This window comes from Nocardiopsis sp. TRM 82005 (genome assembly GCF_056312425.1).
Genome location: NZ_JBWDTQ010000028.1, coordinates 32,835 through 51,542, shown reverse-complemented (window position 1 = coordinate 51,542; position 18,708 = coordinate 32,835). Strand labels below are relative to the sequence as shown.

The window sequence follows — 18,708 nt, the reverse complement described above, 5'->3', positions numbered from 1 at the left end:
GGGCCCGGGGAACCGGTCGTTCGGGCCACGCGCCCGCCTGACACGGCCTGAGGGCACGACGGTCAGAGGTCGGCGTCCACGTCCTTCTGGGCCCGGCGCTGCTCGCGCTGGGCCCGGCGCTCGGCCTCCTGGCGGGCCGCGCGCTCGTCCTGGGCGACCGCGCTGGTCATCGCGCTGGACAGCGCCCGCAGCTCCATGTTGATCCGCGGGTAGGCGGCCAGGCGGGGCATGGCGCCCATGCGCGGGGTACGCCTCTCCCTCATCGAGGAGATCAGTTCACGGAAAGCCAGATCCACCCGTTGCAGAGTGATGATGCCCACCGGTTCGGTCCTGCCCCGTGTCAGCGCCGCCAGCGCCAGGTAGCCGGTGCGCTGGGTGGCCACCACCACCGGCCACAGCGGCAGTGTGGAGGACGCGCGCGGCGCGTCCCCGATCGCGCTGTCGTAGACCCCGCGCAGGTTCACCAGAGCCGCACGCATGTCCCGGCGCATCCGGTAGCGGCGCTCCGGGCCGATCTCCACGTCCTGGTCCAGGACTGACACGATGCACTCGCGCGCGGTCTCCAGCACGCTCACGATGGCCTGGGGCAGGCGGGTCGCCGAGGTCCTGCGCCACAGCAGCAGCGCACCCAGCAGGCCGAACGCCGAGCCCACCACGGTGTCGATGATCCGGGAGCTGGCCAGGTCGGTGACGGGGTCGGACGCGGCGGTGCTGGCCAGCAGCAGCGCCATCGGCGTCATCGACACCGAGCCGTAGAGGTAGTTGCGGCCCACCACCAGCTGGGTGAGGCCCTGGAAGGCCGCCGCGAACACGATGACCAGGGGCAGCGGCGGATGCGTCGCGATCAGCGCGGCCCCGACGAACACTCCGATAAGGGTGCCCAGGGAGCGCTGGAGGGAGCGGTTCATGGTCAGCACCACGTTGCCCCCCTGTAGGACGGCGCTCGTGGTCAGGCCCACCCAGTAGTAGTGGTCCAGGCCTATCCACAGGCCGAACGCGCCAGCCGCGGTCACGGTGATCCACATGCGCAGTGCGGTGGGGCGCACGAGCGAATCCGGGCCCAGGCTGGAGCGCAACGCGTCCCACAGCGCCGGATAGCGTTCGTCGTGCAGGGTGCCCGACTGCTCGTCCTCCTCGTGCGAGGTGCGGCGGACGGCCTGCGCAGCCCGGGCCAGCTGACCGTAGAGCCGTGCCTCAAGGGATCGCGGGCGCATGCCCCGGCGTAGCTCGTCCAACTCCTCGGACCGGGGGGACTGGTCCGGATGGGCCACGCCCAGCGCCATGCGCTCGGCGAAGTCGGCCGCCTTCTCCGGCAGTGGCGTGGGGCGGGCCATGCACACCTGGGTGGTGGACAGGTGCACGTCGGAGACCCGGCGCAGCAGGGAGCGCAACCGTGCGGCCTCGGGGGTGGTGCGGTATCCGCGGGTCTGGGCCAGGAGCACGATCCGCCAGGCATCGGCCACCGCCACCGAGGCCTCGTGCTGGGCATGGTCCAGGTCGGGGGTGCCCACGGCCCGCAGCAGGGACGCCAGCTGGCGGTAGGCCCCGGCCACGGCGCGGTACTCGGGGTGCCGGGCGCGCACGGGGGCACCCGACATCGACACCGACCAGCCGATGGCCGCGCCGACGGCGGCCACCCCGGCGTGGAGGGGGACGTCGGCCAGGCCGCCGGGGGCGATGGTGGAGATCGCGCCGACCAGCACGAAGAACAGTGGTCCGGGTCTGTCCACCCGCCAGGCGGCGCACACCCAGGTGGCGATCCCTGCGGTCAGCCCGATGGAGAACACGGGGACCCAGGAAGCCAGGGCCGAGGCCAGGGAGCCCAGGGCGACGCTGGCCACGAAGCCCAGGCCGACCAGGGCCAGGGCGGCCGAACGGTAGGCGTAGGGCGTCTTCTTCTCGTACAGGACCGTCATGGAGCCCAGAGCGGCCAGCGTTCCGACCTCGGGGCCGAACAGCCACGCCACCAGGGCGAAGGAGAGCGACATGGACACGGCGGCCTGCGCCGCGGTGGTCCACGCCCAGGCTCCGGACTGTAGGCCGAACAGCGCCTTGAGGCTGACTTTGGGACGGGGGCGTTTTCCCACCTCGACGCGTTCGGGTCTTTCGCCCGGGGAACCACCCAGGTTCATCGGCCCGGTGTCTCCAGTGGTTCCCAGATCTCGCACGGTTTCCATCCTAGACCGGGACGAACCGGTGCTTAGGTGACTTGCTGGACTCGGGTCAGAGGGGCGTGTCATGCCTCCGCGGCGGTGCTGCCGCGTATCCCGTCGTTGGCGTTCTCCTCACGTTCGGCTCGGGCCTTCGCTTCCTCCGCGCTCTGTTCGGCTCGCTCGGCCCGTTCCAAGGCCCGGTCCCGAGCCTCCTCGGCCAGGGCCAGGCGGGCGGCGGCGGCCTCACGGGACTCGGCCAGGGTGGTCTCGGCGTTCCGGCGCTGGGTGTCGAGTTCCCCGGTCAGGCGCTCGCGGTCGGTGCTCAGCCGTTCGATTTCGGCGGTGAGGCGTTCGCGCTCCGCGGCGGCAGCGGCCCGGTCCGACTCCAGGCGCTCGCGGACCCGCTCCAGCTCGTTGTCCAGGCGCTCGCGCTCGGTGGTCAGAACCCGGGTGGACTGGCGGGCCTGCTCCTCGGCGCGCTCGGCTCGGGCACGGGCACTCTCGGCGGCCAGGACGGCTTCGTCGCGCTGGCGGGCGTGCTCGGCCGTCTCGGCGCGCAGGCCCTCGGCCTCGGCCCGGGCATGTCGCAGACGCCGGGCGGCGTCTGCGCGCTCGTGCTCCAGCTCCTCGCGAGCCCGGGCGGCCTGCTCGGTGATCCTGCGCTCGGCGGTGGCCAGACCGGCGTTGGCCTCGCTGACGGCGGCGTCGCGCTCGGCCCGCGCCTCCTGGGCCAGGGTCCGCTGGCGGTCGCGCTCGGCTTGGGCCGCGTCCCTGACGGCCAGGGCCTCCTCTGCCATGCGCTCGGCCTCCTGGGTGGCGGCCGTGGCCGAGGCGGCGGCGTCCGCGGCCACGCGCTGGGCGCGCTCGGCCTCGCGGCGGCGGTTCTCCGCCTCCAGCCGGGCGCTGTCGGCCTCGGCGGCGTGCCGGGCACCGGTCAGGCGGGCCGCCTCCACCTGTGCCTCGGCCGAGGCCGGGTCGGTCATGGTGGCGAACGCCTCGGTGGCGGCCCGCAGGGTGGCGGTGAGCTGCTCGCTCTGGACAGCGAAACGGGTGAGCAGGTCATCGGCGCGCAGCCGTGCCTCGGTGACCGGTTCCGCACCGGGAGCGGGGGAGAGCGCGGTCGCGGGTTCCTGCGCGGCCCGGGTCTGCTCCTCCTGGCGTTCGGCCTCCTGGGCTTGTCGCTGGCGTTCCTTCCAGGCCCGCCACCGGGTGTGTTCGGGCAGGTCGCAGTACTGGGGCGGGCGACCGGGAGAGGACGCGCGGGGCACCGGACGGTCGCAGCCGGGGAAGTTGCAGGTGTTGGAGTCGGAGGAGGCCACGGAAGCGAGCGTAGCGGTTTGCCCGCCTTCGGTGTGGCGGGTGTGTCGTCCTCCGACCGGGGGAGCAGGGGAGGGAAAAGCCGCGAGGCGCCGTGAGACGCGGTCATCAGTGGCGGGCCACGTACGCGCAGCGCCCCCGTACCGGACAGGAAGGTACGGGGGCGGGCCCGAGCAAGTGCTCACCACACACGGGGCGAAGCGGAGCGGAACTCCAAGAACTCCCTAGTCGTGGGCGCCGAAGCCGTCCACACGACAGACCATGGTGGTCACGAAGGGCTGGAAGCCCTCCTGCTCCAGGAAGCGGATGTCCTCGGAGGCCGTGGCCAGCGCGGAGAACTCGATCTCGCGCACGCCCATGGCGGCGAGCTGGCGGCGCACCTCGTCCAGCAGCTTGGAGCCCACGCCCGTACCGGTGTACTCGGGGTCGACGGCGAAGGTCTGCACGACCGCGACACGCTCGCCCCGGTCCCAGCTGCCCTGGGTGTTCTCCCGGACGGTGACCATCGCGTACCCGGCCAGGTCGCCGCGGCTCTCGGCGAGGATCGCCATGGTGTCGGGGTCGGAGAGCCAGGAGATGTACTGGGCGCGGCGGCGCCTCCAGGACTCCTCCAGGCTCACGGCGCTGATGATGTCCGCGAGATGCGGAGCGGTCACCGTGTGCTGCTGGTGGAGGGCGCCCCACAGATCCGCGAGTTCCTCCACCTCGTGTGCGCCCAGGTAGCGGAAGCGGAGGACGCCAACGTCGGACGGTTGAGGTTTGGTCATCAGCGAATTTTGCATGTTTTTCTCCCCCGTTTCACCAGCATTGGGTGCTGGCCCCCTCCGGAGTCCTGCCGGAGGGGCCCGTGGTCGAGCTGTGGAACCGACTGTACGTGTCGGTACCAACCTGGACGCGTGCGACACAGGGAAAGAGGTGCGCGAGATGCCCGATGGGAAAGAAAGCATATTTTTCTTCCCAATGTGCCGGGCGGTCGAGGGGATGTGCGGATGACGAACAGTGTGTACGGAATCACGCCTCAAAACAGTGCAACACGAGCGAAACAGCCCGGAAATCCCTTCGTATCTGCCATATGTTGAAGGGCATGATCGATGTTCGGCGGTTGCAGCTCCTCCAGGCACTCGACCACCACCACACTGTGGCCGCGACCGCGGAGGCGCTCAACGTCACCCCGTCGGCGGTCTCCCAACAGCTCTCCGCTCTGGCCAGGGAGGCCGGGGTCCCGCTCGTCGAACGCAACGGCCGCCGCTTCCTGCTCACCGGCGCCGCGCGGGTCCTGCTCAAACGCGCGCACATCATCTTCGCCGAGATGGAGCGGGCCACGGCCGACCTCGCCGAGTACGCCGAGGGCGACCGCGGCGTCATCCGCGTCGGCTCCTTCTCCACCGGTATCAGCGACCTCATCGCCCCGGCCCTGGCACGTCTGCGCGCCAGCCACCCCGGCTGGTCCTTCGAGGTGGTCCAGGCCGAACCGGAACAGAGCGCCGAGCTCGTGCGCTCGGGCCGCCTGGACGTGGCCCTGACCATGTCCACCGGGCACCTGCCCGCCACCGGCGACCCCGACTTTCGCACCGACCCGGTGATGGTCGAGATGTTCGACGCGATCCTGCCCTACCAGCACCCGCTGGCCACCCGCACCAGCCTCCACCTGGCCGAGGACCTCGCCGACCAGGACTGGATCCTGTCCGCGCCAGGCACCGCCTGGCACGAGTGCGTGTCCGGCGCCGCCCACCAGGCGGGCTTCCAGCCGCGCGTGGCGCACACCGTCGACGACTTCAGCGCCGTGTTCGCCCTGGTGCAGGCGGGCTTGGGAGTCGCCCTGATGCCGCGCCTGGCCTGGACCGGCCTGAACACGACGCAGATCGTGGTGCGCGGGGTGCGCGAGAGCGCCCGGCGGCACATCGTCGCCCTCTCACGCGCCGGTGCCACGCCCGAGCCCCTGCTCACCGCCGTACGCGAGGCCGCGAGCAAGGTCCCGGTCCCGTCCGTGGGCCCCTTCGCCATCGCTGGTTAGTACCGGACCGCCGGTCGGTGCCGGCGGTACCGCCCTCGGACCCGCCCCTCCCGACGGTCGCGCGCCCGTCCCGGCTGGAGCCACCGGAACCTACGGGGGCCCGGGCAGCGGCGGCACGTCGTCCAGCACGCTTTCGGCGGACCGCTGTAGGTACCGGGCCACCACTCGGATCGGCTTCCACGCCCAGCCGCCGGTGCGGCCCGCCAGGTACACCCGCCGAACCCCGCCGAGCTCGCCCAGAGGCGAGTGCGCGACCCCGCGCCGGGTCACCGCCGACAGCCGGGGCACCACCCCCACGCCCACACCGTTGCCGGCCAGTTCCTCGAACAGTTCCAGGTTGTCGATGCGGTGCACGATCCGCGGAGTGAACCCGGCGTCGGCGCACATGCGCTGTACGAGCGCCTCCTCGTCGACTCGGTAGGGGCTGGCTATCCAGGCGGCGTCGGACAGCTCACGCAGTCGGCGCCGGGTCAGGGTACGGCTGTCGGCTCCCTTGGAGGGCTGGGCGAGCAGCAGGTCCTCGCTGCCGATCGGGCGCACCGTCAGTGCCCCCGGGAAAACCCGGGGAAGGAGGCTGTACTGGTACACCACCCCGAGATCCGCCTCTCCGTCCTGGAGGAGGTCCAGCGCCTGCTCGGACTCGTACTCGGTCAGGTGGATCTCGATCCCCGGATGGTCGCGCCGCAGGAGGCGCAGCGCGGGCAGCACCAGGGGCGCCGCCGTGGTGTACATCACCAGGTCGACGCGGCCGACCGGCTCGCCCTCGCCGTCGAACTCCGCCTGCGCGGCCTCCACCCGGGCCAGGATGTCCACCGCGTGCTCGGCCAGGCGCCGCCCTGCCGGGGTGAGGCGCACCCGTCGGCCGTCGGGCGCCAGCAGCGGGACACCGGCCTCCCGCTCCAGTACGACGAAGTGTTTGGAGACGGCCGAGGTGCTCATGCCCGTGACCTCGGACACAGCCGCCATCGTGCCCAGGCGCTCCAGTTCGACGAGCAGGCGCAGCCGGGTGAAATCCATCCACCAAAACTACATGGTCCATCAACCAGTGGTCCGTGGACAGAAACGAACCCGATGGGTCCAATGGTCGGGTGATCCGCTTTCTCACTTCCTCGTCCCGCCGTGTCCGCATCCGAGTGCCGGCGCCCCTCATGCTGCTCATCGGCATGTTCACCCTGCACACCGGCAGTGCCCTGGCCGTCACCACCTTCGCCCAGGCCTCCCCCGCCACGGTCACCTGGCTCCGGTTGAGCTGGGCCGCGGCCCTGCTGCTGGCTCTCGGCGGCCGCTCCCTGTGGTGGGCCGTACGCGCGGCGACGTGGCGTGAACTGGGCTCCGTGGTGATCCTGGGCACAGCGAGCGCGGGGATGATGCTGTTCTATTCCGAGGCGACGGCGCGGATCGAACTCGGTACCGCCACCTCCATCGAGTTCCTCGGCACCCTCGTCGTGGCCGTGGCCGCCATGCGCCGCCGCCGTGAACTCGTGTGGATCCTCGCCGCCGTGGCGGGCGTGCTCTGCCTGACCCGTCCCTGGCAGGGCGAACTCGACCTGGTCGGGATCGCCTTCGCCCTCGCCGGAGCGGTCTGCGTGGTGGGCTACATCGTGCTGACACAGAAGGTGGGCGCCGGTTTCAGCGCCGTGCACGGCCTGGCCCTGACCATGACCGTCGGCGCCCTGGTCAGCGCGCCTCTGGGCGCCCCCGCCATTGTCGCGGCCCCCGACCTGGACCTGATCCTGTTCACCCTGCTCATCGCACTGCTCTTTCCGATGGTGCCCTTCCTGCTGGAGATGGTGGCCCTACAGCGGATGGGCCGCACCGCCTACAGCACCTTCTCCAGCCTGGAACCGGCGGTCGCACTGGTGATGGGACTGGTGGTGATCGGTCAGGCGCCCGCCGTCGTGCAGGTCGCGGGCATGGCTCTGGTGGTGGTCGCGGGTGTGGGCGCGGCCCGGAGCGACCGCGTGTACCGGCCCGCCGTACCCGGTCGCACGCGCGTTCGCGACCGGGCCGCCGAACCCTCCGGTGCCGAGCCGCGGGCCGGGACCGAGGCAGCCGGGGCCGTGGTGGGACGGGCGGCCTGACCTGCGACGTGGTCAGGCGGCGGGTCCGGAGTGAGCTCGACGCCGCCGCCTGGCCTGGCTCGGAGGACGTGTCACTCGGTTCCGGGGGCCCGGGCCGCCTCGCCCGAGGCGATCTCGCGCAGGGCCCGGACGTGCTGCTCGAAGGCCGCACGCCCCTCCTTGGTCAGTGACAGGGAGGTACGGGTGCGCCGTCCCACCGCCACCTTGTGCACCTTCACGTAGCCGGCGTTCCCCAGGACCGTGACCTGCTTGGACAGGGCGGAGTCGGTGATCTCCACGGTGTCGCGCACGAAACGAAACTCCGCGCGGTCCACGGACGCCAGCGCCGCGACGACCGAGAAGCGGACGGGGGAGTGGATCACCTCGTCCAACCTGCTGCGGGGATGGCTCATGTGGTGCTCCTGCGAACCGTCAGCCATCCCGCCAGCAGCGGGGGAACGGCGGTCAGGGCCGCCCCGGAGACCCACCACACCGGAACCCCGGGGAAGAACCGGGTGCCGACGAGGACCGTCACGCCGTAGACCGTCCCCCAGCCGATCATCGCCATCGTGTGCAGCACCCCGAACCGGCGCGGCGACACCGGCTGGCGGAACGCGAAGACCAGCAGGGCCGCCACGACCACGAAGAACCCGACGGTGGCCACGAGCATCGTGGCCTGGGACGGGAACAGGCCGATCGCCACGGTCAGGGCGAAGCCCGCCGCCGCGAACAGGGCCGCGAACAGCATGTACCAGCGGCCCCGGTCATGTGTTCGCCCGCCCACGGTGTCGGCCTGCTCCAGCGCGTCCAGCGCCTCGTCTCTTCGCATCACGCTCTCCGTTCGCTCAACCTGTTGTCAGAATGTCACTCACTTTCCAACTTGGCAAGTACTTTCCGCTTGAGGGAAACGTGTGGGAGGCGTCCCCGATCCCCCGTTCCACAAGCGGTATCCGTCACCGGGTACGCCTCTCATCACTGGTACGGAGAACGTCCCGCATGCACTAGCTTGGTGCAGATCATGGCCGTGAAATCTGATCTCGAACTCCTGCGTGCCTACGAGCCCGTGCTCATGTGCACCAAGGGAGAACTCTTCTTCCCCACCGACGTGGACGCCTACGTACGCAATTGCAGCTTGTGGATGGACGAGCCGGGCGTACGCGAGAGCCTCCTCGTCCCAGCGGGGGAACTCACCCTGGACCGCCTCTCCCAGGCCGAGGAGGAGTGGCCCGGACGCCACAAGCACCTGCGCTTCGTCCAGGAGGAGACCCTGCGGGAGGAGGCCCGCCGCTACAAGGGCGTGGCCCGCACCGTCATCCCCAAGAGCGGCCGCCTGGCGGCCGTCGGCGTCCTGGGCCGGGTCCTGGACATCCTGATGAAGATCTCCCTGCTCATCCGTGGCGCGGTGCCCGGCGGTGTCACCTTCGCGGCGGTGACCCGCTACCGGGAGCGCGTCGACGACGGAAGGGCCACCTACTACGGCCGGGTCACCCGCGAGGGCGGCTACATCATCCTCCAGTACTGGTTCTTCTACGCGATGAACGACTGGCGGACCATCTACGGCGGTGTCAACGACCACGAGGCCGACTGGGAGCGCGTCACCGTCTACGTCGTGGAGAACCCCGACGGCACCACCCGACCCGTCTGGGTGGGCGCCTCCTCGCACGAGTACCACGGCGACGACCTGCGTCGCAGCTGGAACGACCCCGACCTGCACCGGGAGGGCGACCACCCCCTCGTCTACGTCGGAGCGGGCTCCCACTCCCACCAGGTGCTGCCCGGCGACTACCTCATCCAGGTCGACCCCTCCTTCCTGCACGGGCCCATCCGCGCCTGGAGGTGGATCACCCACAGGATCTTCCGCGCGGACAGCGCGCTCAACCGGCACGGCATCGGCGTCCCCTTCGTCGACTACGCGCGCGGCGACGGCATGCGCCTGGGCCCCGGCGGCGACCGCGAGTGGTGCGCCGTCCTCATCGACGACGAGACCCCCTGGCTCAGGGGGTTCCGCGGTCTGTGGGGACGCGACACGGGCGACTTCTTCGAAGGCGAGCGCGCGCCCAGCGGCCCCCGCTACGAACGCGACGGCACCATCCGCCGCTCCTGGGCCGATCCGCTGGCCTGGGTGGGCCTACAGAAGGTCGCCCCCACAGAGACCGCCGCACGCGCCGAGCTGCGCTCCCACGTACGGGCCCTGGAAGGGCGCCTGCGCGCCCTGGACGCGGAGGTCCTCAACCGCCGGGACCAGCTGCGCCAGCTCGACTCGGCCCGCATGGTCCTGAGCCGTGAGGCCCACACCCGTCCGGGCGCCCGCGAGTACGCCGAGCGCATCGCCGCCCTGGAGATGGAGCTGGCCGAGATATACGAGACCCGGGTGCTGATCGCCGACGAGCGCGACACCCATCTGCGGTCCCTGAACAGCGACACGCCCCTGGTGCCCTCACCCACCGGACACCTCAAGGCGCCGCACCTGCCCTACTCCTCCGGGACACAGCGCGCCACCCGCTTCCTGCACCTGTGGGTGGCCCTGAGCACCCCTCTCCTGCTGGTCTCGCTCGCCCTGCCGCTGTTCCTGCTGGACGCGCAGTACACCCTCTACGCGATGCTCGGCGTCGTCGTGGCCTTCGCGGCCGTCGACTCCGTCGCCCGCCGCAAGTTCGTCCAGTACCTCATCGGACTGGCGGTCATCGCCGTGGTGGTCGGGCTCGTCGTGGGGCTCGTGCTCGCCTTCGTCATCAACTGGCGTATCGCCATCACCGTCCCCATCGCCGTGATCGTGGTGGTGCTGCTCGTGGTGAACATCCGGGAACTGCTGCGCCGCTGACCTTCCCCGTGCTGTCGTCCCGCGCGGGCACCGGCCGCCCGCGCGGGACCTGACGGCGACACCGCGACCGGCCCGCCGCCCGCGGTGGCACGATGGAGGCATGGACGATGCGCTCTTCGGAAGCCCGCCCGTGAACGTGGCGCCCGGTGCCGTGCACCTGCCCGGGTGGCTGACCCCCGCCACCCAGACCGACCTGGTCCGGCGCTGCCGCGACTGGGTGCGCGGGCCCGCGGGGATGCGCCGGCACACCATGCCGCGCGGCGGGGTGATGAGCGTGAGTATGGCTAGTCTCGGCTGGCACTGGCAGCCCTATTCCTACGCGCGGACCCTGCCCGACGGCACACCCGTCCAGCCCTTCCCGGACCTCCTCGGCGACCTGGCCGCGCGTGCCGTGACGGCCGCCTACGGTGCTCCACCCCCGCCCGGCGCCGATCCCTACGACGTCGCCCTGGTCAATTTCTACGACGCCGACGCCCGCATGGGCATGCACCAGGACCGCGACGAACTCTCCCGCGAACCCGTGGTCTCCCTCAGCCTCGGCGACACCTGTGTGTTCCGCTTCGGAAACACCGAGACCCGCACCCGTCCCCACACCGACGTCGAACTGCGCAGCGGCGACCTGTTCGTCTTCGGCGGCCCCTCCCGTATGGCCTACCACGGCGTTCCCCGCACCCGGCCCGGTACCGCACCGCCCGACCTGGGCCTGGACGGGAGGCTCAACATCACCATCCGTGCCTCCGGACTGCGCGGCTGACCCGACCCTCCACCGGCGCTGGCGTGTCGGCGCGCGTTCGTCCGTCCGCCGCGCCAGGATCGGCGTATCCCTCCGAGGGTGTGCTCCCGGCCCCGCGTGGGACGGCACCACCCGGGCCGGCCGCCCCTACCGTACGGGGGAGCGCTCCCCGGGGGCGGTTCCGGAGACGGCGGACCGCGGCCCGGGAAGCCGTACCCGGTCCGGACCGCCAGGCCACGCACAGGAGGGCAGCGCAGATGACCGATCCCCCGCCCGAACGCATCATGGCCCTGGGCCGCCGACGGGCCGCGTTGCCGGAGCGCGGTCCCGGCCCGGTCCGCGCGGTCCTCTACCGCGAGGGGCGCCGCGAGCGCGAGACCGACACCGTCGCCGAGGCCCGCCGCGCCATGGGCCGCGATCCCGGCCTCATCGCCTGGATCAGCATGAGCGTGCCCGACCGGGGCCAGCTCACCGAGGTCGCCGGGCTCTTCGGCCTGCCCGGGCTGGCGCTGGAGGACGCCATCGTCGCCCACCAGCGCCCCAAAGCCGAGGTCTACCGGGGCGTGCTCTTCCTCGTACTGCGCCCGGCCCGCTACGACACCGCGCGCGAGTCCGTCGAGGTCGACGAGATCCACCTCTTCGCCGGACACGACTTCGTGGTCACCATCGGCCACACCGACCAGGTGGACTTCGAGACCGTCCGCGATTTCCTGGAGTCCGAGCCCCGTGTCCTCGCCTACGGCACCCTGGCCGTGGTCCACGCCGTCCTGGACCTGGTCGTGGACGGCTACGCCCCCGTGGTCTCCGAACTCCAGGACGACATCGACGAGGTGGAGACCCAGGTCTTCAGCGGCGACGCCAAGGCATCGCGGCGCACCTACCGCCTCGCCCGCGAGGTCATCCTCCTGTCGCGGGCCGTCGAACCGCTGGGCGCCGTCATGGACGGCCTCATGGATCCGCTCTCCCGGCATCCGGACCGCCCCCGGGCCCGACCGGACCAGTACACGGTGACCTCCGTGCCGCAGGGTGATCCCCACGCCCCGCCGGGGCGGCGGGACATCGCGGCCGCCGTCCCCTTCCACGTACCCGTCGAGAAGCGCGGCGAGATACACCACCGCATGCGCGACGTCGCCGACCACGTCACCGCCGTACGCGAGCGCGTCGACGGCTTCCGCCAGCTGTTGCAGAACATCATGTCGGTCAACAGCGCCCTCATCGACCAGGCGCAGAACGAGGCCATGAAGAAGGTCTCCTCCTGGGGCGGCATCCTGGTCGTGCCCACCCTGTTCTCCTCGGTGTACGGGATGAACATCGATCCCGAGCCCGGCTTCCGCTGGGCGTTCAGCTGGTCGCTGACCCTGGTTCTCATGGCGCTGTCGAGCTTGAGCCTCTACATTGTCTTTCGTCGCAACGGTTGGCTCTGACGGTGGTGGAGATGACGGGGAACGGATCCGCGGAGCGCGAGGTGCTGCGTCTCATGACCGGGCCCTGGGTCGCCCGGGCGGTGGCCACCGCGATCGAACTGGGGGTGCTCGACCGCCTCGCCGAGGGCGCCGCGGACACCGAGACCCTGGCCGGAGGGCTCAGCCTGCATCCTGACCGGCTGGGCCGCCTGCTGCGCCTGCTCGCGGCGGTCGGGGTCCTGCACGGAGACGAGGGGCGCTACCGGCCCACCGGGGTCGGTGCCGTCCTGCGCCGCGACCACCCCTCGGGCCTGGCGGACCTGGCCCTGCTGTACGAGAGCGACATGTTCACCGCCGCGTGGGCACGCCTGGCCGACAGCGTGCGCACTGGCGAGACCGCCTTCGAGGCCGCCTACGGCACCGACGTGTTCACCCACCTGGAGAACCACCCTGGGGACGCCGCGCGCTACACGGCGGGGATGGCCGCGGGCGGGCGGTTCTCCACCGCGATCCCCGATGTCCACGACTTCACCGGGGCACGCACGGTCGTCGACCTCGGCGGAGGCGACGGCGAGCTCCTCGCCACCGTCCTGGACCGTGCGCCCCGAGCCCGCGGCGTACTGCTGGAGCGCCCGCCCGCCCTGGCCGCCGCACGCGCCCGCCTCGGTGCGCTCGTCGACGCGGGCCGGTGCGAGCTGGTGGAGGGCGACTTCCTCCGGGGCGTACCCGGGGGAGCCGACGTCTACCTGCTCAGCCGCGTCCTGCACAACTGGTCGGACGAGGAGGCGCGCACGGTGCTGCGCCACTGCCGCGAGGCGATGGCCCCCGACGGGCTGGTGCTCATCGCTGAGCGCGTCCTGCCCGACGAGGGCCTGCCCTGGCTCCCGCTGGTCCTCGACGCGCACATGATGGTGATGACCACCGGCGCCGAGCGCACCGAGAGCGAGTACGAGGGGCTGCTGCGCTCCGCCGGGCTCACCACCCGCCGCATCCTCGACCTGCCCCTGGAGATGCGGCTGCTCGTGGCGGGGCCCGGGCGAGCCGCCCCCTGACCCGGCCCCACCGTTCGGAGCGCACGGCTGAAGAGGGGGCCCGGGTCCAGGACGCACTCCCGGCCAGCCCTCAGGAACGATCGAGCAGGCGACGGATCTCCTCCGCCTCGCCCCTGGCGGCGACCGCGTGCCACTCGGACTCCAGCAGCTTCTCGCGCCACCGCTCAGCGGCCTCGGCCGCGCTTCCGCCCAGACGCCGGACCTGGTCCTCCACCGCGATCCGCGTCCGCTCGCGATCCCCCCGGTCGACCGCGAACGCGATCCCGGCGCCCGCGAGGAAGGCCAGGCACAGGAACCAGGCGAAGCCGTTGCCGGAGACCAGGCCCAGCACCACCAGGAGTCCGGACATGACCAGGAGACCCCACATGTACACCAGGGCCGTGCCCTCGTGGACCCAGCGTGTGCGCAGTTGGGTCTCGGCACGTCGCAGGTCCGCTGGGTCGGCTCCGTTAGAGGTGATCTTCACCCGCACGCCCTGCGAGGTGAGCGTGCTGGAGTCCTCCGCCGGGGCGGCGGCCTCGGCGGCCAGCTTCTCGGCGCCGTCCATCACTACCGGGCTCTGTAGGACCAGGGCGAAGGTGCGGCGGTGGGGAGGGGCGTCCTGGCGGGCCAGGTCGTCGCCGAGCAGTTCGCCGACACTTCCCACGGTGTCGGTCCACCGCGGCAGGGCGACGTCCTGAGCGCCGTTCTCGACGACCGCGCGCAGCGTGTTCGCGCGGGCGATCAGCGGGGCCTCCTCGGCGCTTCCCTCCTCGACGAGCAGGCGCAGGGTCTGGTCCAGGAACTCGGCGCTGACCTCGTCGGGGGCGAGTGCCTCCAGGGGCGTCTCCTCGCTGCCGAGCGCGGCGATCCCGGCGACGCCCTCGCGCAGGTCGGCGATCCGCTGTGCCGCCTCGGCGCGCCGGGCGATCCCCTGCGGCCTCCTGTTGGGAGGGGACCCACGCCGGGAGGCCCGTACGGAGGGCTCCTTGGCGGCGGGGATCAGGGACGCGGTCAGATCGGCGGACTCCGGCATGTCCACCTCCTGCTGGGACCAGTGCTGAACCGTGGACAGCAGCAGGTGCTCGCGGGCGTCGTCGCCGAAGGAGCCGTCCGCGGTGAGCAGCCACAGAGCGCGCTGTCCCCGGGACGCCTCCGCTGAGGGCTCGGGCAGGTGGGGGAGCAGTTCGGCGGTCGCCTCCTCGCCCATGGCGCGGGCGTGCTCGGCCCGGGTCAGGGCGGTGGCCAGTGCCGCGAAGTGGCGGGCGCGGGAGGCGTCGCGCCGGGCGGCCTCGTCGAAACGGACACGGGCGGTGCCCACGTCGTCGGCCAGCAGCGCGTGCAGGCCGTGCGCGGCCGGGACGAGCCAGTACCCGGGTACGTCCGTCAGTTCCAGGCGGGGGAGGGAGACGCCGTCGAGCATCTGGAGGGTGCGGTGCCGGGCGAGGGCCGCGCCGTCGAACAACGCCAGGGTGGTACGGATGTCGCTGAGCCCGACGAAGGCGTCGAGGGAGGCCGCGACGCGGTCCAGCCGCTGTTCGAGTGTGCCCCGGATGCGGGACAACTCCGAGTCCATCCTCGTACGGTCGCTTCTCAGCTGGTGGTAAGCCGAGTCCAGGCTGTCCTCGAGCTCCTGGATCCTGCGGTTCTGCGAATAGTCGGTCCAACTCATAGGTCCCTTTCTCACACACACCGGTGGTGATACGGCGCGCCGCGGAGTGTGACGACCCGGGTGGGCATCCGGTTCCGAGGCCCCGGGGCCTCCGGGAACGGGACGCACCGCGGGGCGGGGCCTCCCGTGTGTCGTGTGCTGCTGCGTGTTTCCCCTCGTGTCTGTCCGATCACCCCTGGGGCCTTGGTGTCGGAGATCACGTCCCCTATGATTGGGAGCGCTCCCAGAAAGGAAGACCCATGAACGAGCCGACACTGCCAGCCAGTCTCCTCTTCGGTACCGCCACCGCCGCCTACCAGGTGGAAGGGGGCGTGCACGAGGGCGGTCGGGGTCCCTCCATCTGGGACACCTACTGCCGAACCCCCGGGCGCGTGGCCCGGGGCGAGACGGGGGACGTGGCTTGCGACCACTACCACCGCTACGGCGAGGACGTCGCCTTGCTCGCCGACCTGGGCGTGGACCTGTACCGCTTCTCCGTGGCCTGGCCGCGGGTGCAGCCCACCGGTGGGGGACGCCCCAACCAGGAAGGGCTCGCCTTCTACGACCGCCTCGTGGACACCATCCTCGGCGCCGGGATCGAACCCGTCATCACCCTCTACCACTGGGACCTGCCCCAGGCCCTGGAGGACGAGGGCGGCTGGCGGGTCCGCGACACCGCCTACCGCTTCGCCGAGTACGCCCGCATCGTCGCAGACCGACTCAGCGACCGGGTCAATCGGTGGATCACCCTCAACGAGCCCTTCTGCTCGGCCTTCGTCGGCCACGCCGTGGGTCGCCACGCACCCGGAACCCGGGAGGGCACGCCCGCGCTGGCCGCCGCGCACCACCTGCTGCTGGCCCACGGCATGGCCACCGGCGAGCTGCGTGCGGCCGCGGCCGGGGAAGTCGGAATCACCCTCAACCCGGACCATCTGCTGCCCGCCACCGACTCCGACGCCGACCGCGCCGCCGTGGAACGGTCCCGCACACTGCACAACCGCGTGTGGCTCGACCCCATCTTCACCGGCGCCTACCCCGACAACGAGGACGAGGTCTGGGGCGAGCTGGCCGACGGCTCCTACCGCGCCGAGGGCGACCTGGACATCATCGGGCAGCCCCTGGACTTCGTGGGCGTCAACTACTACCGGCCCCTCATGCTGCGCGACGCTCCGCACGCCGAGGCCGACCCGGCCGCGCGCACCGCGGTGGACATCCGCGCCGAGCGGGTGGCCATCGAGGGGGTCCGGCACACCACCATGGACTGGCCGGTCGTTCCCGGTACCTTCGCCGACCTGCTCATCGACCTGAACCGGCGCTACCCGAACCTGCCGCCCATCCTCATCACCGAGAACGGTTCCGCCGAAGACGACCAGCCCGACGAGGACGGCCGGGTCAGCGACACCGGCCGCGTTGAATACCTGCGCGACCACCTGGACGCACTGGCGCGGGCCATCGACGCCGGGGTGGACGTGCGGGGCTACTTCGTGTGGTCGCTGCTGGACAACTTCGAATGGGCGTTCGGCTACGACCGCCGCTTCGGCCTGGTCCGCGTCGACTACGAGCTCCTGGAGCGCCACCCCAAGGACAGTTACCACTGGTACCGCGACTTCCTGACCTCACACCGTGCGCGCAGGGTCGACGAGCTGGTGGCCCGACAGGAGGATTAGCCCCGGGGCGCGGAAGCCTCCACAGTGGTCCCCGTCCTCCCAACGCCGTGTTGGAGAAAGCCTCCCGCGTGCGGCAAGCTGGGGGAAACCGGTCAACGAGGACTGTGGGATCAATGACGGAACGGGGATCGGGTATGTCGGTGCCGCAAGAGTCGGTTTCGGGCACGAGCGGCAGCCTGCGGGCCGCGCAGCGGATGCTTCAGTTGCAGAACAGCCTGGTCGGACTGTTGCGCACCAAGCCCTTCAGCCAGATCTCCTACAAGGAGATCACCGAGGGCGTGGACATCGACCGATCCACCGTTTACCGCTACTACAACCACAAGAACCAGGTGCTCCAGGCCGCCGTGGACGTGCGGCTGACCGCGTTCGCCTCCCAGCTCGACCTCACCTTCGGCCGTATGGAGTCGATCGACGGCTACATGGGCCGCCTGGTGGACGCATGGGCGGGCCTGTGGCTGGAGTCGGGCGGGCTGCTGGCCGCCGTCTCCGGGCTGGGCGCCGAACCCGGCCCGCAGCGACAGTGGTGGCGTGAGCGCACCGAACCCTGGGTGGAGGCCGTGCGTGAGGCCGTGGAGGTTGCCCGATTCGTGGAGGAGCTGCCCAAGGACAGCCGTCCCGCGCGCCCGATCGCCGAGATGGTGGTGGGCATGTGCCTGTCCACGTTCAACAACGAGCTGACCGTGGAGCACACCGTCGAGCACCGCACGATGGTCCGGGACCTGTTGCTGGACGCGGTGCTGCGCACCATGGGCCGGGTGTGAGGGTGCGGTCAGGCGTGCTGGCGAGCCACGTTGCCGAACGCGCCCACGACCGCGCCGAACGCGAACATCGACGCTTCGTCCTCGTCCATGTGCACGATGCCTGCGGGGATGTGGATCCGGTAGGGCTTGGCCTCGCCCGGAAGGATGTTCAGGCCGTCGATGATCCCCTGTCCCTCCAGCATCAGAAGAGCCTCCTCGACCCTTCCGGTCCGGTCGCCGCGAGACCATATCGACATATGTCAAACCCTAACTACGGCCGGGGCCGGAACAAAGCCACTCGGGAACGGCACCACAGGGGCAGAGCGGTCCACTGTTTCCCGGGCCGGAAGTCCAGCCCTGTCGCGCTCCGGAAAGTCCGTTCCGGTATGCGCGGGGAGTAACCCAGTGATACCACCGGTCGGCGCTGGGCGTTTACGCGAACACCTTTTCCCGTGCTGGCCGGAACCGGCCACCGCCCGGCGGAGCGGGCGCGTGCCCGTGCTCGGCGTCGACCGGGCGGGAGCGGAGGGGCGGTACGGGATCCGGGCGGGGTCGGCTGCGGTCGGCATGGCACTCCTTCGAAAAGCAGGGCACGGCCGCACGGAAGCACGGCAGAGGTGTTTCCTTCGGCCGCCGATATTTTCGAGAGCCTAGGGAAAAGTGCCGCCGCTCACCCGCCGAACACTGATTTGCGTCCTCTACGTCGGAAATGTCTGCTCTATTGGCCTGTCGGTCCAAGGCCGGGGCGTGTCACCGTTCCGGCTGGTGCGCAGAACGCGTGCGCGACCCCTTGGCGCTGGTGTGGCCGGACCCGGCCGACCGCGCGGAGGACGTCCGTGCCAGCCCGCTGAACAGTACTGACGTTCTCCCGTGCAGCTGTTTTCGCAAGGGACACACGGGCACAGGTGTGTCCGGGGGTGCCAGTGGGGTTGTCCCGGCGGGCGTGCCGTTGGATCCTGACGGCGTCTACCGGACCGGCGTGGCTGGGCGGAAGCATACGAACGATCGGAGGCCGGCGCCCCCGTTCCCGGGAAACCGTGGTGGCCCCGGAAGTCCCGGAGCCCTCCCCGGACGTCCCCGCGTTCAGACCAGCCGTGCCAACGAGCCCCGACCTTCTC

Annotated in this window: 16 protein-coding genes; 8 read left to right on the top strand and 8 right to left on the bottom strand. The window is 71.3% G+C overall.

Annotated features, from left to right (window positions below; translation table 11 throughout):
- Window positions 1–62: 62 nt before the first annotated feature.
- The 3 genes from AC0T5L_RS21845 to AC0T5L_RS21835 form a co-directional block, all read right to left on the bottom strand.
- On the bottom strand, window positions 63–2,132 hold the full coding sequence (locus tag AC0T5L_RS21845; RefSeq protein WP_476167372.1) for an FUSC family protein: 2,070 nt from the start codon (window positions 2,130–2,132) through the stop codon (window positions 63–65).
- 104 nt (window positions 2,133–2,236) lie between these two features.
- Window positions 2,237–3,472 carry a hypothetical protein gene (locus tag AC0T5L_RS21840; RefSeq protein WP_476167328.1) on the bottom strand — a complete coding sequence of 412 codons (1,236 nt, stop codon included), beginning with the start codon at window positions 3,470–3,472 and terminating at the stop codon, window positions 2,237–2,239.
- A 222-nt stretch (window positions 3,473–3,694) separates the two neighbouring features.
- Entirely contained in the window at window positions 3,695–4,237 is a 543-nt protein-coding gene (locus AC0T5L_RS21835) for an N-acetyltransferase family protein (RefSeq protein WP_476167327.1), read from the bottom strand.
- 317 nt (window positions 4,238–4,554) lie between these two features.
- Here AC0T5L_RS21835 and AC0T5L_RS21830 point away from each other — a divergent pair, with 317 nt between their 5' ends.
- Window positions 4,555–5,484, top strand: a complete 930-nt coding sequence (locus AC0T5L_RS21830; RefSeq protein ID WP_476167326.1) for a LysR family transcriptional regulator — start codon at window positions 4,555–4,557, stop codon at window positions 5,482–5,484.
- A gap of 90 nt (window positions 5,485–5,574) precedes the next feature.
- Here the strand turns inward: AC0T5L_RS21830 and AC0T5L_RS21825 are convergent, their stop codons facing one another.
- Window positions 5,575–6,501, bottom strand: a complete 927-nt coding sequence (locus AC0T5L_RS21825; RefSeq protein ID WP_476167325.1) for a LysR substrate-binding domain-containing protein — start codon at window positions 6,499–6,501, stop codon at window positions 5,575–5,577.
- A gap of 131 nt (window positions 6,502–6,632) precedes the next feature.
- Between AC0T5L_RS21825 and AC0T5L_RS21820 the strand changes: the two genes are divergently transcribed.
- Complete coding sequence (locus tag AC0T5L_RS21820) at window positions 6,633–7,565, top strand: EamA family transporter (RefSeq protein WP_476167371.1); 933 nt, start codon at window positions 6,633–6,635, stop codon at window positions 7,563–7,565.
- Window positions 7,566–7,636: 71 nt separating this feature from the next.
- Here AC0T5L_RS21820 and AC0T5L_RS21815 read toward each other — a convergent pair whose 3' ends face one another.
- Together AC0T5L_RS21815 and AC0T5L_RS21810 are read right to left on the bottom strand one after the other, a co-directional pair.
- Window positions 7,637–7,957: a winged helix-turn-helix domain-containing protein gene (locus AC0T5L_RS21815; RefSeq protein WP_476167324.1), complete on the bottom strand. Its 321-nt coding sequence runs from the start codon at window positions 7,955–7,957 to the stop codon at window positions 7,637–7,639.
- Complete coding sequence (locus AC0T5L_RS21810) at window positions 7,954–8,373, bottom strand: hypothetical protein (protein ID WP_476167323.1); 420 nt, start codon at window positions 8,371–8,373, stop codon at window positions 7,954–7,956. The genes AC0T5L_RS21815 and AC0T5L_RS21810 overlap by 4 nt, the downstream gene beginning before the upstream one ends.
- Window positions 8,374–8,562: 189 nt before the next feature.
- Between AC0T5L_RS21810 and AC0T5L_RS21805 the strand changes: the two genes are divergently transcribed.
- From AC0T5L_RS21805 to AC0T5L_RS21790, 4 genes are all read left to right on the top strand, one after another.
- Window positions 8,563–10,365 (top strand): hypothetical protein, encoded by a 1,803-nt coding sequence (locus AC0T5L_RS21805; RefSeq protein ID WP_476167322.1) that lies wholly within the window; start codon window positions 8,563–8,565, stop codon window positions 10,363–10,365.
- Between the two features lie 100 nt (window positions 10,366–10,465).
- A complete protein-coding gene (locus AC0T5L_RS21800; protein ID WP_476167321.1) occupies window positions 10,466–11,119 on the top strand; it encodes an alpha-ketoglutarate-dependent dioxygenase AlkB family protein in 654 nt (217 codons plus the stop codon).
- Window positions 11,120–11,355: 236 nt separating this feature from the next.
- Entirely contained in the window at window positions 11,356–12,522 is a 1,167-nt protein-coding gene (locus AC0T5L_RS21795) for a magnesium and cobalt transport protein CorA (protein WP_476167320.1), read from the top strand.
- An 11-nt stretch (window positions 12,523–12,533) separates the two neighbouring features.
- Window positions 12,534–13,553, top strand: a complete 1,020-nt coding sequence (locus tag AC0T5L_RS21790) for a methyltransferase (RefSeq protein ID WP_476167319.1) — start codon at window positions 12,534–12,536, stop codon at window positions 13,551–13,553.
- A gap of 70 nt (window positions 13,554–13,623) precedes the next feature.
- Here the strand turns inward: AC0T5L_RS21790 and AC0T5L_RS21785 are convergent, their stop codons facing one another.
- A complete protein-coding gene (locus tag AC0T5L_RS21785) occupies window positions 13,624–15,204 on the bottom strand; it encodes a hypothetical protein (protein WP_476167318.1) in 1,581 nt (526 codons plus the stop codon).
- A gap of 239 nt (window positions 15,205–15,443) precedes the next feature.
- Here AC0T5L_RS21785 and AC0T5L_RS21780 point away from each other — a divergent pair, with 239 nt between their 5' ends.
- Both AC0T5L_RS21780 and AC0T5L_RS21775 read left to right on the top strand, forming a co-directional pair.
- The gene (locus AC0T5L_RS21780) at window positions 15,444–16,850 is read left to right on the top strand and encodes a GH1 family beta-glucosidase (protein ID WP_476167317.1); all 1,407 of its coding nucleotides are present in this window, start codon (window positions 15,444–15,446) and stop codon (window positions 16,848–16,850) included.
- 194 nt (window positions 16,851–17,044) lie between these two features.
- Entirely contained in the window at window positions 17,045–17,611 is a 567-nt protein-coding gene (locus tag AC0T5L_RS21775) for a TetR/AcrR family transcriptional regulator (protein WP_476167370.1), read from the top strand.
- Between the two features lie 8 nt (window positions 17,612–17,619).
- Here the strand turns inward: AC0T5L_RS21775 and AC0T5L_RS21770 are convergent, their stop codons facing one another.
- Window positions 17,620–17,847, bottom strand: coding sequence for a hypothetical protein (locus AC0T5L_RS21770; protein WP_476167316.1), 228 nt, complete (start codon window positions 17,845–17,847; stop codon window positions 17,620–17,622).
- Between the last annotated feature and the right edge of the window lie 861 nt (window positions 17,848–18,708).

Coding starts and splice junctions, on each gene's coding strand:
- AC0T5L_RS21845 (WP_476167372.1), bottom strand. CDS start 2,132: ATGAACCTGGGTGGTTCCCCGGGCGAAAGACCCGAACGCGTCGAGGTG.
- AC0T5L_RS21835 (WP_476167327.1), bottom strand. CDS start 4,237: ATGACCAAACCTCAACCGTCCGACGTTGGCGTCCTCCGCTTCCGCTAC.
- AC0T5L_RS21830 (WP_476167326.1), top strand. CDS start 4,555: ATGATCGATGTTCGGCGGTTGCAGCTCCTCCAGGCACTCGACCACCAC.
- AC0T5L_RS21825 (WP_476167325.1), bottom strand. CDS start 6,501: ATGGATTTCACCCGGCTGCGCCTGCTCGTCGAACTGGAGCGCCTGGGC.
- AC0T5L_RS21820 (WP_476167371.1), top strand. CDS start 6,633: ATGCTGCTCATCGGCATGTTCACCCTGCACACCGGCAGTGCCCTGGCC.
- AC0T5L_RS21815 (WP_476167324.1), bottom strand. CDS start 7,957: ATGAGCCATCCCCGCAGCAGGTTGGACGAGGTGATCCACTCCCCCGTC.
- AC0T5L_RS21810 (WP_476167323.1), bottom strand. CDS start 8,373: ATGCGAAGAGACGAGGCGCTGGACGCGCTGGAGCAGGCCGACACCGTG.
- AC0T5L_RS21805 (WP_476167322.1), top strand. CDS start 8,563: ATGGCCGTGAAATCTGATCTCGAACTCCTGCGTGCCTACGAGCCCGTG.
- AC0T5L_RS21800 (WP_476167321.1), top strand. CDS start 10,466: ATGGACGATGCGCTCTTCGGAAGCCCGCCCGTGAACGTGGCGCCCGGT.
- AC0T5L_RS21795 (WP_476167320.1), top strand. CDS start 11,356: ATGACCGATCCCCCGCCCGAACGCATCATGGCCCTGGGCCGCCGACGG.
- AC0T5L_RS21790 (WP_476167319.1), top strand. CDS start 12,534: ATGACGGGGAACGGATCCGCGGAGCGCGAGGTGCTGCGTCTCATGACC.
- AC0T5L_RS21785 (WP_476167318.1), bottom strand. CDS start 15,204: ATGAGTTGGACCGACTATTCGCAGAACCGCAGGATCCAGGAGCTCGAG.
- AC0T5L_RS21780 (WP_476167317.1), top strand. CDS start 15,444: ATGAACGAGCCGACACTGCCAGCCAGTCTCCTCTTCGGTACCGCCACC.
- AC0T5L_RS21775 (WP_476167370.1), top strand. CDS start 17,045: ATGCTTCAGTTGCAGAACAGCCTGGTCGGACTGTTGCGCACCAAGCCC.
- AC0T5L_RS21770 (WP_476167316.1), bottom strand. CDS start 17,847: ATGTCGATATGGTCTCGCGGCGACCGGACCGGAAGGGTCGAGGAGGCT.